Annotated in this window: 13 protein-coding genes; 7 read left to right on the top strand and 6 right to left on the bottom strand. The window is 70.4% G+C overall.

Going from position 1 to position 12146, the window contains the following annotated elements:
• Positions 1 to 83: 83 nt before the first annotated feature.
• Together QK288_RS16095 and QK288_RS16090 are read left to right on the top strand one after the other, a co-directional pair.
• Entirely contained in the window at positions 84 to 1862 is a 1779-nt protein-coding gene (locus QK288_RS16095) for a hypothetical protein (RefSeq protein WP_281265277.1), read from the top strand.
• A 14-nt stretch (positions 1863 to 1876) separates the two neighbouring features.
• On the top strand, positions 1877 to 2710 hold the full coding sequence (locus tag QK288_RS16090) for a glycoside hydrolase family 16 protein (RefSeq protein WP_281265276.1): 834 nt from the start codon (positions 1877 to 1879) through the stop codon (positions 2708 to 2710).
• Between the two features lie 51 nt (positions 2711 to 2761).
• On the opposite strand, the gene QK288_RS16085 is transcribed toward QK288_RS16090, so the two are convergent.
• The 4 genes from QK288_RS16085 to QK288_RS16070 form a co-directional block, all read right to left on the bottom strand.
• Positions 2762 to 3232 (bottom strand): BLUF domain-containing protein, encoded by a 471-nt coding sequence (locus QK288_RS16085; RefSeq protein WP_281265275.1) that lies wholly within the window; start codon positions 3230 to 3232, stop codon positions 2762 to 2764.
• A gap of 93 nt (positions 3233 to 3325) precedes the next feature.
• On the bottom strand, positions 3326 to 5344 hold the full coding sequence (glgX, locus tag QK288_RS16080) for a glycogen debranching protein GlgX (RefSeq protein ID WP_281265274.1): 2019 nt from the start codon (positions 5342 to 5344) through the stop codon (positions 3326 to 3328).
• 246 nt (positions 5345 to 5590) lie between these two features.
• Entirely contained in the window at positions 5591 to 5875 is a 285-nt protein-coding gene (locus tag QK288_RS16075; RefSeq protein WP_281265273.1) for a hypothetical protein, read from the bottom strand.
• A gap of 9 nt (positions 5876 to 5884) precedes the next feature.
• Positions 5885 to 6298 (bottom strand): MarR family transcriptional regulator, encoded by a 414-nt coding sequence (locus tag QK288_RS16070; protein ID WP_281265272.1) that lies wholly within the window; start codon positions 6296 to 6298, stop codon positions 5885 to 5887.
• Between the two features lie 53 nt (positions 6299 to 6351).
• On the opposite strand from QK288_RS16070, the gene QK288_RS16065 reads away from it, so the two are divergent.
• The 5 genes from QK288_RS16065 to QK288_RS16045 all read left to right on the top strand — a co-directional run bounded on the left by QK288_RS16065 (position 6352) and on the right by QK288_RS16045 (position 10529).
• Positions 6352 to 7095 (top strand): alpha/beta fold hydrolase, encoded by a 744-nt coding sequence (locus QK288_RS16065; protein ID WP_281265271.1) that lies wholly within the window; start codon positions 6352 to 6354, stop codon positions 7093 to 7095.
• Positions 7096 to 7123: 28 nt separating this feature from the next.
• On the top strand, positions 7124 to 7660 hold the full coding sequence (locus QK288_RS16060; protein WP_281265270.1) for an ATP-binding protein: 537 nt from the start codon (positions 7124 to 7126) through the stop codon (positions 7658 to 7660).
• A gap of 42 nt (positions 7661 to 7702) precedes the next feature.
• Positions 7703 to 8512 carry an alpha/beta hydrolase gene (locus QK288_RS16055; RefSeq protein WP_281265269.1) on the top strand — a complete coding sequence of 270 codons (810 nt, stop codon included), beginning with the start codon at positions 7703 to 7705 and terminating at the stop codon, positions 8510 to 8512.
• A gap of 81 nt (positions 8513 to 8593) precedes the next feature.
• Positions 8594 to 10000, top strand: coding sequence for an LLM class flavin-dependent oxidoreductase (locus QK288_RS16050; protein ID WP_281265268.1), 1407 nt, complete (start codon positions 8594 to 8596; stop codon positions 9998 to 10000).
• 4 nt (positions 10001 to 10004) lie between these two features.
• A complete protein-coding gene (locus QK288_RS16045) occupies positions 10005 to 10529 on the top strand; it encodes a GNAT family N-acetyltransferase (RefSeq protein ID WP_281265267.1) in 525 nt (174 codons plus the stop codon).
• 159 nt (positions 10530 to 10688) lie between these two features.
• Here the strand turns inward: QK288_RS16045 and QK288_RS16040 are convergent, their stop codons facing one another.
• Both QK288_RS16040 and QK288_RS16035 read right to left on the bottom strand, forming a co-directional pair.
• Entirely contained in the window at positions 10689 to 11273 is a 585-nt protein-coding gene (locus tag QK288_RS16040) for a VOC family protein (protein ID WP_281265266.1), read from the bottom strand.
• Between the two features lie 185 nt (positions 11274 to 11458).
• Positions 11459 to 12142 (bottom strand): response regulator transcription factor, encoded by a 684-nt coding sequence (locus QK288_RS16035; RefSeq protein WP_281267614.1) that lies wholly within the window; start codon positions 12140 to 12142, stop codon positions 11459 to 11461.
• Between the last annotated feature and the right edge of the window lie 4 nt (positions 12143 to 12146).

Below are 12146 nucleotides of genomic sequence, written 5' to 3'. Positions count from 1 at the left end.
TTCGTCCGACTGTCTGAGCGGACGAACAGGTCTAGCTTCTGTTGCGTGCGGCAACGTCGCCGCACATCGACGAATCGAGCATCATGCAACGACGGATGAAGCAGCTCGTCGCGATCGCCCTGAGCGCCGGTGTCGTGGGGGCACTGGCCCCGGCGATCTCGGCTCAGGCGGTCACCACGAGCGACACCCCCGACTTCGGGAGCAGCGTCAAGGTCTACGACCCCTCGGTGCCGGCATCGACCATCCAGGCCGACGTCGACGCCGCCTTCAACGCCCAGCTCCGTAACCCGAGCGCGCAGTTCGGATCGCAGCGGTACGCGTTCCTCTTCAAGCCCGGCAGTTACGGGCGTGTCTGGGCGAACCTCGGGTTCTACACCTCGGTCGCCGGGCTCGGGAAGAACCCCGACGACGTCACCATCAACGGCGCGGTCAACGTCGACTCCGGATGGAACGCCGGCGACGAGAAGAACGCGACGCAGAACTTCTGGCGATCGGTCGAGAACGTGAAGATCGCACCGGAGGGCGGCACCGACCGGTGGGCGGTGTCGCAGGCCGCGCCGATGCGTCGCGTCCACATCGCGGGCAACCTGACGATGGGGCCGTCGAACCAGGACGGCGGACAGGGGTACTCCTCCGGCGGGTACATCGCCGACTCGAAGGTCGACGGCACCGTCACGAGCGGGTCGCAGCAGCAGTGGTACACCCGAAACTCCACGATCGGGTCGTGGCAGGGCGGCAACTGGAACATGACCTTCTCGGGCGTGAACGGCGCCCCGGCGAGCGACTTCTCGAAGAGCTACACGACCCTCGCGACGACGCCGACCACGCGCGAGAAGCCCTACCTGTACGTGGACTCCTCGAACAAGTACCACGTGTTCGTGCCGTCGCTCCGGCAGAACTCCTCGGGTGTGACCTGGCCGAACACCGCGGGCACCGACATCCCGATGCGGAACTTCTACGTCGCGCACCCCGGTGACTCCGCGGCGACGATCAACAGCGCGCTGTCCCAGGGGCTCAACCTGTTCTTCACGCCGGGCACCTACCAGCTCGACGCGCCGATCAGCGTGACCCGTGCGGACACCGTCGTGACGGGCATCGGGTTCTCGACGCTCGTGCCGACGAAGGGCAACGCCGTCCTGACCTCGACCGACGTCCCGGGAGTGAACGTCTCGAACCTCGTCGTCGACGCCGGTACGCAGAACAGTGCCCAGCTCGTCCGGCTGGGCACCTCCGGCTCGCACGTCGACCACGTCGGCGACCCGCAGAGCATCCAGGACGTGTTCTTCCGCGTCGGGTCGAGCATCCAGGGGAAGGCCTCGACCACGCTGCAGGTGAACGCGGACGACACCCTCGTCGACCACATCTGGGCGTGGCGGGCCGACCACGGCGGCGCGGCGACCGGTTGGACGGTGAACACCGGCGCGACCGGCGTCGAGGTCAACGGTGACGACGTCCTCGCCACCGGCCTCTTCGTCGAGCACTACCAGAAGTACGAAGTCCAGTGGAACGGCAACAACGGGAAGACCATCTTCTTCCAGAACGAGATGCCGTACGACGTGCCCGACAACGCGTCGTGGCAGAGCCCGACCGGCGCCGGGTACGCCGCGTACAAGGTGGCGTCGACCGTCACGAAGCACGAGATCTGGGGCGGCGGCGTCTACTGCTTCTTCAACACGAACCCGGCCGTGCACGCCGATCGTGCGTTCGAGGTCCCGCAGACGGCCGGCGTCCGTGCGCACGGACTGGTGACGGTCTCCCTCGGCGACACCGGCACCATCTCGAGCGTCATCAACGGCGTCGGGGGAGCGGTCCCCACACCTGCGGGCAACACGGCGCCCAACCGACTGGCGTCGTACAACTGAGGAGGTCCGAGGACATGACACGCAACAGGAAGCGACGGACGGTCGCACTCGTGCTCGCGGGAACGGCCGCGGTCGCGCTCGGCGTCACACCGGCCGTCACCGCGAGCGGCCCGGCAAACGCCGCGAACGGTGACGTCATCTGGTCGCAGGACTTCGACGGCACTGCGGGGAGCGCGCCGGACCGTTCCGTCTGGACGAACGAGACGGGTGGCGGTGGCTGGGGCAACGACGAGCTCGAGAACTACACGGACTCACGCGACAACTCCGCGCTCGACGGCCAGGGCAACCTCGTCATCACGGCGAAGCGCGAGGCCGACGGGTCCTACACGAGTGCTCGGCTGACCACGCAGGGGAAGTACACACCCCGGTACGGCCGGATCGAGGCGCGCATCCAGATCCCGCGTGGGCAGGGCATCTGGCCGGCGTTCTGGATGCTCGGCTCGGACCTGCCCCAGGTCGGGTGGCCGAACTCCGGCGAGATCGACGTGATGGAGAACGTCGGGTACGAACCGGCGACCGTGCACGGCACCGTCCACGGGCCGGGCTACTCCGGTGGGCAGGGGATCACGTCGAGCTACCAGCACCCGCAGGGGTGGTCGTTCGCGGACACCTTCCACACGTTCGCGGTGGACTGGAAGCCCGGGTCGATCACCTGGTCCGTCGACGGAATCGACTACAAGACGGTGACGACGGCGGACACCGGCAGCAACCCGTGGGTGTTCGACAAGCCGTTCTTCATCGTGCTGAACCTGGCGGTCGGCGGGAACTGGCCGGGGTACCCCGACGGGTCCACGCAGTTCCCGCAGCAGATGAAGGTCGACTACGTCCGCGTGATCGACAACTCGTGAGCAGTGGTCCGGCGGTGATGAGCGGTCGCCGCCGGACCCGCTCCGGCTGCGTCAGGCGGCGTGGCGGCCCAGGGTGATCCGCTCCTCCGGCAGATCGTGCAGGTCCCGCCCGCGGAACCACCGGAGCAGCCAGTCCGCGGGGGACCCGGCCAGGTCGGCCGGCAGCGGTGAGCGGTCCGCGAGGAAGCTGCTGAAGCCCGGTTCGTCCCGGACGTCGGAGTCGGACGGTGCGGCGAACGCCATGGCCCAGCCGTCGAAGCGGCGCGCGGTGACGGCCTCACGCGAGAGGGTCTTGACCTCGCGGTGCCGGGGGTCGCGCTCGATCGCACGGAACCGGTCCTCGACACTCCACACCGGGCCCTCCAGGACCTGCAGGAACCGACCACCCTTCGCGAGCAGCAGACCGGACACGCCGAGTGCGTCGTTCCGCAGGCGTGCTTCCCGGAGCATCGCGACCAGGTCGGCATCGGTCATCTCGTCGGCGGCGACGGACATGTACACGAGTGAGGTCAGTGCAGTCATCACCACGAGTCTGTGTCCGGGAGCGCGCTGGTGCAACAACCGGCCGGATCGCGCGTCCGAGTGCGGACCCGGTGTCCCGACGCGGTCCGCCCGTCAGGTCAGCGCCGTGAAGGACGCGTCCCGGACCAGGACGGATCCGGCCCCGTCGTCCACCTGCTGGTCGGGGTCACTCGAGAGGCCGAGGGACCACGTCCCGCCGCCCGGCTTCTCCGGCAGCGTGAACTCGACGGTCGTCTCCGAGGTGTTCAACAGCACCGCCACCGCGTCGGAACCGTGCTCGAGCACGAGCATCACGGCCCGGTTGCCGGCGTCGGCCCAGTCGGCGTCCTCGAAGCCGGCGTTGTCCGCGCGCAGGACCGAGACGGTTGAATCGGAATCGCCGGGTGCGGTTCGGTACCACTCCGGGCGCAGCGCGGCGTGCTGCTTGCGGAACGCGATCGCCGAGCGGGTGAAGGCCAGCAGGTCCCGGTCGGCAGCCGTCCAGTCGAACCACGAGATCTCGTCGTCGTGGCAGTACGCGTTGTTGTTGCCGCCCTGCGACCGGGCGATCTCGTCGCCGCCCAGGATCATCGGGACCCCGGCCGACAGCAGGAGCGTGCCGAGGAAGTTCCGACGCTGCCGGTCGCGGTAGTCGTTCACCGCGCCGTCGTCGGTCGGCCCCTCGATGCCGCCGTTGAACGAGGTGTTGTTGCTCTCGCCGTCCTCGTTGTCCTCGCCGTTGGCCTCGTTGTGCTTCTCGGCGTACATCGTCAGGTCGGCGAGCGTGAAGCCGTCGTGCGCGGTCACGAAGTCGACCGAGCACACCGGCGCCCGCCGCGAGCCCTCGTACACGTCCGGGCTGCCCAGGAAGCGCTGGACCGCGTCACCGAGGACGCCCTCGTCGCCGCGCCAGAACGCGCGCATGTCATCGCGGTACTTGCCGTTCCACTCGGACCACTCGGCCGGGAACCCGCCGACCTGGTACCCAGCGGTGTCCCACGGCTCGGCGATCATCTTCACCCCGCGGAGCACCGGGTCCTGGTGGATGATGTCGAGGAACGCGGAGCGGCGGCTCGCCTCGTTGTCCTGGCGGGTCAGCGTCGTCGCGAGGTCGAAGCGGAAGCCGTCGACGTGCATCTCCTCGACCCAGTAGCGGAGCGAGTCCGCGATCAGTCCGAGCGCGGCGGGGTGTGCGACGTTGAGGGAGTTGCCGGTGCCGGTGGTGTCGAAGTAGCTCGAACCGTCGTCTTCGACCAGGCGGTAGTACGACGGGTTGTCGATGCCCTTGAACGACAGCGTCGGGCCCATGTGGTTGCCCTCGGCGGTGTGGTTGTAGACGACGTCCATGATGACCTCGAGACCCGCGGCGTGCATGGCCTTGACCATCTGCTTGAACTCCGCGACCTGCTGTCCGGCCGTACCCGAGGACGCGTACTCGTCGTGCGGCGCGAAGAAGCCGATCGAGTTGTAGCCCCAGTAGTTGCGCAGCCCCTTGTCGGCGAGCGTCGAGTCCTGCACGAACTGCTGCGTCGGCAGGAGCTCGACGGCCGTCACGCCCAGGTCGACCAGGTGCTGGATCGCCGCCGGGTGTGCCATGCCGGCGTAGGTGCCGCGGATGTCCTCGGGGACGTCGGGGTGCTGCTGCGTGAATCCCTTCACGTGCACCTCGTACACCACGGTGTCGGACAGGTGCGTGTCGGGACGGGTGTCGTCGCCCCAGTCGAACGTGCGGTCGGCGACCACGGACTTCGGCATCGCGCTGGCCGAGTCGGTCTCGTCGATCTGGTCCGGGTGCTCCATGTCGTGCCCGAACAGCGCCTGACCCCACTCGTAGGTGCCGTCGATCGCCGTGGCGTACGGGTCGAGCAGGAGCTTGGCGGGGTTGTGCCGCAGACCGTTCGCCGGGTCCCAGGGGCCGTGCACGCGGAAGCCGTAGCGGGTGCCGACGGTCACGTCCGGCACGATGTCGTGGAAGGTGTACCCGGTGCGGTGGGTGAGCTCGGTGCGGTGCTCGGTCCCGTCGTCGTCGAAGTGGCAGAACTCGACACGGTCTGCGGTGGTCGAGAACAGGGCGACGTTGGCGCCGCCGTCGACGAGCGTGACGCCGAGCGGTGAGCGCGAGGAACTGGTCATGGTGCAAGTTGTACCGGTATCCCGCTGTGCCCTGCGCGGATCCACGTACCCCGAGCCGGTCACCCGGATCGATCCTTCAGACACCGGACGGGAGGCTCGTGGCGAGGCCGCCACGAGCCTCCCGTCCGGTGGCGGGTCGCGGCAGCACCCGGCGGACGGCAGATCGCCCAGGGTGACGAGTGCAGCGCGCGCGGGGTTTCGTGGGCGCTTGCGGGGGCGGGATGCGGAGCCCGTACTCGGCCACCGTCAGGTCCGACGGCTCAGGAGGAGCGAGCGGAGGAACGCGACCACCGATGCGATGAGGAAGAGGCCGGCGACGACCACGGCGACCCGCGCGATCGAGCGTGCAGCGATCGCCGCGTCCCACTGGGTCTTCGTGGCGACGTAGGCGAAGTCTCCGTGATGGAGCCACGGGAACGCCGGGGCCATCGGCCACGCGACGTGATCCGCGACGACGGCGACCAGCACCGCGACACCGGCCGCGAGGAGGAGCACGAGTGCCGGGGCCTGGGGTCGGAGGCGCGCGAGCATGGGGAGACGCTACCGTTCCTGCTCGGTGAGTCGGCGGAGCAGTCGGAGGAGCGTCGCTCGCTCGTCGGTGTCGAGCGGTGCGAACAGCTCGTCGAGGACCCCGGCGGCACGATCCCGTCCGCCCTCGAGCGCTGCCCGACCTGCCTCGGTGAGCGAGTGCTCGATCCGGCGGCCACGGCCGGCGGTGCGGGCGATCAGCCCGCGTTCCACCATCCGCGCCGCGAGGGTACCGAACGCCTGGTCGCTCTGGAACGTCTCCGTGGCGAGGTCGTGTCCCGATGCTCCCGGCAGCCGGTCGATCGCGCGCAGGGCGTCCCACTGCACGAGGCTCACGCCGAGATCCCGCAGTGCGGCGTCCATGGTGCGGTGGTTGCGGTACTGCGCCCGTTTGACCGCCTGCCCGAGCGCTTCCAGATCCGTCATCACGGTGCTACCGTATCAACATCCGTAGATAAACATGTTGAGATAGGCATCTGATGACCACTGGACAAACCGAATCCATCGCGCTCGTGCTCCACGGCGGCGGTGGTCCGCAGACGGTCGTCCCGATCGTCGACCACCTCGCCGCGACCATGCAGGTCCTCGCGCCGACCCACCCCGGCTGGAACGGCACCGTGCTCCCGGACGACGTGACCTCCGTCGCCGACCTGGCCGGCGTGTACCTGGAGCAACTGGTCACCAGCGGCGCCCGCGGAGTCGTGGTGGTGGGCTCGTCGATCGGCGGGTGGCTCGCGCTCGAGATGGCGACCGCGGCGGCGGGCAGCGAACGGTACGCGGGGGTGATCGGCGCCGTGGTGGACATCGACGGCGTCGGAGCCGTCGTCGACGGCGAGCCGATCGCGGACTTCTTCGCGCTGGACGCCCGCGGGCTCGCCGAGGCGGCGTGGCACGACCCGGAGCGGGGCTACGTCGACCCCGCCGGTCTGACAGCAGAGCAGCGAGCCGTTCAGCAGTCGAACGGACGCACGATGGCGGTCCTCGCGGGCGGCGGGATGAGCGACCCGACGCTCCTGGACCGCGCTGCGACGATCACCGTGCCGACGCTCGTCGTCTTCGGCGAGAGCGACCGCATCGTCACGCCGTCGTACGGTCGCGCCGTCGCCCGCGCGATCCCCGGTGCCGAGTTCGCGGAGGTCCACGCAGCCGGCCACCTCCCGCACCTCGAGGCCCCGGATGCGACCTGGGCGGTCATCGACCCCTTCGTGGAACGGGTGCGCTGACGCGACGACCGTGCGTACAGTCGACCCCGTGCCACGTCCCACCCTCTTCCTCACCGTCGGACTCCCGGGGATGGGGAAGACGACGGCCGCACGCCGGATCGAAGAGGACCACGACGCGCTCCGCCTGACCAAGGACGAGTGGATGAAGGCGCTCCACGGCGACGACAACCCGGAGTCCGCGTCCGACGTCATCGAGGGTCGGCTCATCGAGATCGGTCTCCGAGCCCTCGAGCTCGGCGTCGACGTGGTCCTCGACTTCGGTCTCTGGTCCCGGGACGAACGGCGGGCGCTCCGGCGGGCCGCCGCCGACCTGGGCGCGGCGGTCGACGTGGTCTACTGCGACGTCGAGCCGGCGGAACAGCGTCGACGGATCGATCGCCGTCTCGCCGAGGTGCCGCACCACACGTGGCCGATGTCGGACGAGGAGCTCGCCGGGTACGCGGCGAAGTTCGACGTGCCGACCGCCGGGGAGCTCGACGGCAGCGAGCCCGTCGGTGACCCGCCCGTCGGGTTCGCCACGTGGCAGGAGTGGATCAGCGACCGCTGGCCACCCGCCGTGCGCTGACACCGCTCGCTCCGACGACCGCTGTTCTGCCAAGGTGATCGCATGGCAGACTCCGTCGGCACGGACCCGGGTACGGACCGGCACGCGGTTCCGATCCGCTGGTACCGCGCGGTGCCGGGCGTCGGGACGCCACGCGGGCCGACGCTGCTCTGGCTGCACGGGGGCGGGTTCTTCCGGGGCAGCCTCGACCAACCCGAGGCACACGACGTCGCGCATTCCCTGTCCGCGCAGGGCGTGACCGTCGCCACCGTCGACTACCGTCTGGCGCCCGTGCCGGGTACCGGGTGGGCGACGTCGCGACGGCACCGCTACCCCGTGCCCCTCGACGACGTGCTCACCGCGTACCGCGAGGTGCACGCCGCATCACCCGGCGGCGTGGTCCTCGGCGGAGCGAGCGCCGGTGCGTGCCTCGCGGCGGCCGCGACCCTCCGCGCGACGGACGAGGGGGTGCCTCCGGCAGGAGCCGTCTTCACGTACGGCTTCTTCCACGCCACACACCCCAGGAGCCGAGACACCCGCCTGCGGTCTCGTCGGCACCGCCGGATCACCCACGCGCCGTGGGCACTGGACGTGATGAACCGCAACTACGCGGGGTCGAGGGATGCGCTCGCCGATCGTCTCGCGTTCCCCGGCGGACACGGGCTCGGAGCGTTCCCACGGACGCTCGTCGTCAACGCCGAACACGACAACATGCGGGCGTCCAGCGACCTGTTCGCGGCCGAGCTCGCTGCCGCGGGGATCGACGTCGAGCACCACGTCCTCGCCGGGACGCGACACGCGTTCCTGAACCACCCGGGGGTCGAGGCCTTCGGCACGACGATCGCGTTGACCGCCGCCTGGTGTCGGCGGTGAGCAGGCAGGTGGACCGGGCCACCACGTCATCGTTCGTCACCTTGCGTGACCGACGCAGGAACCGCACGTAGCGTCGCGCCCGTGACGGACTCGACGAACTCGACCAGGCAGATCCGCTTCAACGCGTTCGACATGAACTGCGTCGCGCACCAGTCCTCCGGGCTGTGGCGCCACCCGCGCGACCGCTCCCGGAACTACCGCGACCTGTCGTACTGGACCGACCTCGCCAAGACGCTGGAGGGTGGCGCGTTCGACGGCATCTTCATCGCCGACGTCCTCGGCACGTACGACGTGTACGGCGACTCGAACGAGGCAGCGCTCCGGACGGGGTCGCAGGTCCCGGTGAACGACCCGATCCTCCTCGTGTCCGCCATGGCGTCGGTGACCGAGCACCTCGGGTTCGGGATCACCGCGGGGACCGCCTACGAGCACCCGTACCCCTTCGCCCGCCGCGTCTCGACGCTCGACCACCTCACGAAGGGCCGCGTCGGCTGGAACGTCGTCACCGGGTACCTGCCGAGTGCCGCGCGGAACATGGGGCAGACCGACCAGCTCAGCCACGACGACCGGTACGACGTCGCCGACGAGTACCTCGAGGTCCTCTACAAGCTGTGGGAGGGGTCGTGGGAAGAGGACGCGGTCGTCGAGGACCGCGAGACCGGCGTCTTCACCGACCCGGCGAAGGTGCACCCGATCGAGCACCACGGCAAGCACTTCGACGTCCCGGGCATCCACCTGTCGGAGCCGTCGGTCCAGCGCACGCCGGTGATCTACCAGGCCGGGGCATCACCCCGCGGGATCGCGTTCGCCGCCGAGAACGCCGAGGCGATCTTCGTCGGTGCCCCGACCGTCCCGCAGCTCGCCGCGACGGTGACGAAGATCCGCGACGCACTCGAAGCAGCCGGACGCGACCGGTACGCCGCGAAGATCTACACGCTGCTGACGATCATCACCGACGCCACGGACGAGCTGGCGCAGGCGAAGTACGAGGACTACCTCTCCTACGCATCGGAGCTCGGTGCGCTGGTGCTCAACTCGGGCTGGATGGGCGTCGACCTGTCGCAGTGGGATCTCGACGAGCCGCTCGGCGACGTCGAGTCGAACGCCATCCAGTCGGCCGCGGCGAACATCTCCGCGGCGACCGGCGAGGACGGCAGCGCCTGGACGATCCGCGACCTCGCGCGGCACACGGCGATCGGCGGGCTCGGCCCGGTCGCGGTCGGCGGGGGAGCGACGATCGCGACGCAGCTGCAGGAGATCCAGGAGCAGACGGACGTCGACGGCTTCAACCTCGCCTACGCGGTCACACCCGGCACGTGGGAGGACGTCATCGAGTTCGTCGTCCCGGAACTCCGCGCGCGCGGCGCCTACCCGCAGGGCTACGAGGCCGGGTCGCTCCGGCACAAGCTGCACGGGCGCGGTGACCGTCTGCCGGAGGAGCACCGCGGCGCCGGGTACCGGATCGGGAGCGACGCGGTCGTAGGCTGACCGGGTGATCGAGTCCTCCGCCCTCGTCCGAGAAGCGAGGTCCGCGGAGATCGACGACTGCGTCGAGCTCTGGGTCGCGGCGGTCGCCCACCGTGACGGACGAACCGCGCCCGCCACGGTCGACCTCGATCCCGTCCTGGTCGCGGTCCGTGCCCGCGCCGAGGAGAAGTTCCGCGCGCCACGGGTCGCGTGCCTGGTGGTCCCCGGCGACGACGGGCGACCGGACGGCTTCGTCCTGCTCACCGCACCTAGCAGCGGCCGCCCCACGGACCCCGCCGACGCCGCCTACCTCTCGCTGCTCGCGGTGCGCCCCGGCGTGCAGACCCGTGGCTGCGGACGAGCGCTCCTCACCGCCGCCCTGCGAGCGGCTGCCGCGGCAGGGCACCCCCGGGTCGCCCTGCACGTGCTCGCCGACAACGACCGTGCTGTGCGGCTGTACGAGGCCGGCGGTTTCCACCCGACCGGGGCCGAGTTCCCGCACGCGGTGACCGGGATCGTCACCCGCACCTACGTCTCCGAGCGGCACTGACGGAGCCATCCCGCGCACGTTCCTTCCCATGGCGCGCCGAATGGGAAGCGGAATCGCGCGTTGGTGGCGGGAAGATCCGACCTCCTACGCGCGATCCGACCTCCTACGCGCGATCCGACCTCCGACGCGCGATTCCGCCTCCCACACACACACCCGGGGTCAGGCCCGCCACTTCGGGCGCGGCGCGTGCGCTTCGTACGGCTGCGTCGTCGGGTAGGTGATCAGCTCCAGCGTCGACCCCCACGGCGTCCCGACGTACACGAACCGGTTCCCGTGGCCGCTCTCGACCCCGCCGAGGTCCCGCGGCTCGGAGTAGCGGTGCCCGCCGGCCGTCTCCAGGCGCACCAGCGCGTGGTCGAGGTCGTCGACGTAGAACGCGACGTGCTGCCAGCCGAGGTCGCTGGCGCGTGCCGCCGGTCGCTGATCGGGCCCGTGGTACTCGAAGAGCTCCAGCCCCGGCCCGTTCGGCAACGCGAGCATCCGGAGCGCCCCCTGCGCCATCGTGTGCGGGATCCCGAGCCGCTGCTGGACGTCGGCGCCGACTCGGACGGGTTCGGCCCGCAGGAACCGGTCGTAGAGGACGGTCGCGTCGAGTCCGCACACGAAGAAGTCCGTGGCTTTGTCGATGTCGGGCACGGTCAGTCCGACGTGGTCGATCCCGCGGACGGACGGGACGACGGTGGCGTGGTCGGCACGTCGGGTGCTGGACGTGCGGGTGCGTGCGCGTGATGCGGTGGTCGTCATCTGACCCTCTCCCTTGGCGTCGGCGGAACCTGCAAGCACCCAGCGGAGCCGCCACGGCCCGTCGCGACAAGCGTCGGTGAGCAGGGTTGCGGGTTCCCGCGTGGATCCTGCGGACGGGAGGCACGGTGCGGGCCCGCACCGTGCCTCCCGTCCGGCGGTCGGCACCACGCGCCGGGGGCGACGCGTCAGGCGTCGCGCTGATCGGGTCCCGGGACCGCGACGATCCGGTTCTGGTAGGCCCAGACGACGGCCTGCAGCCGCGACTGGACACCGAGCTTCGGGAGCATCCGCGCCAGGTGCGACTTCACGGTGGACACCTCGACGACCAGTGCCGTGGCGATGTCCTCGTTCGACATCCCCTGCGCGAGCAGCAGCAGGACGTCCCGCTCCCGAGCGGTGAGGACCTCGTCCGCGCGGTCGCCCGTGACGGGCTGCAGCCGGCGACGGGAGACGAACTCCCGGAGGACGCGGCGGGTCAGCGCCTGGTCGAGCGTCCCGTTCCCGGCCGCCACCTGCCGCACGGCGCCGACGATGACGTCCGGTTCGGCGTCCTTGAGCAGGAAGCCGCTCGCGCCGGCCTCGAGCGCGCCGAACACGTAGTCGTCCAGGTCGAACGTGGTGAGCACGAGCACCGGGATGACGGGGTCCGCGCCGGGACCGCAGAGTTCCCGCGCCACCGTGATGCCGTCGTGGACGGGCATCCGGATGTCCAGGCACGCCACGTCCGGTGCGGTGGTCCTGGCGAGTTCGAGTGCTTCGGCGCCGTCGGAGGCGACCGCGACGACCTCGATGTCGGGTTCGGCGTCGAGGAGCGCAGAGACACCGGCGCGCACGAGGGGCTGGTCGTCGGCGACGAGGACGCGGATCACCTCG

Source organism: Curtobacterium sp. 9128 (assembly GCF_900086645.1).
In the GTDB taxonomy this organism is placed as follows: Bacteria; Actinomycetota; Actinomycetes; order Actinomycetales; family Microbacteriaceae; genus Curtobacterium.
Note: the sequence above shows the minus strand (reverse complement) of the source record. Positions and strands in the feature narration are given on the sequence as shown.

Bases quoted from the DNA above. Each gene is read 5' to 3' on its own strand.
- QK288_RS16095 (WP_281265277.1), top strand. From the start codon at position 84: ATGCAACGACGGATGAAGCAGCTCGTCGCGATCGCCCTGAGCGCCGGT.
- QK288_RS16090 (WP_281265276.1), top strand. From the start codon at position 1,877: ATGACACGCAACAGGAAGCGACGGACGGTCGCACTCGTGCTCGCGGGA.
- QK288_RS16085 (WP_281265275.1), bottom strand. From the start codon at position 3,232: ATGACTGCACTGACCTCACTCGTGTACATGTCCGTCGCCGCCGACGAG.
- glgX (WP_281265274.1), bottom strand. From the start codon at position 5,344: ATGACCAGTTCCTCGCGCTCACCGCTCGGCGTCACGCTCGTCGACGGC.
- QK288_RS16075 (WP_281265273.1), bottom strand. From the start codon at position 5,875: ATGCTCGCGCGCCTCCGACCCCAGGCCCCGGCACTCGTGCTCCTCCTC.
- QK288_RS16070 (WP_281265272.1), bottom strand. From the start codon at position 6,298: ATGACGGATCTGGAAGCGCTCGGGCAGGCGGTCAAACGGGCGCAGTAC.
- QK288_RS16065 (WP_281265271.1), top strand. From the start codon at position 6,352: ATGACCACTGGACAAACCGAATCCATCGCGCTCGTGCTCCACGGCGGC.
- QK288_RS16055 (WP_281265269.1), top strand. From the start codon at position 7,703: ATGGCAGACTCCGTCGGCACGGACCCGGGTACGGACCGGCACGCGGTT.
- QK288_RS16040 (WP_281265266.1), bottom strand. From the start codon at position 11,273: ATGACGACCACCGCATCACGCGCACGCACCCGCACGTCCAGCACCCGA.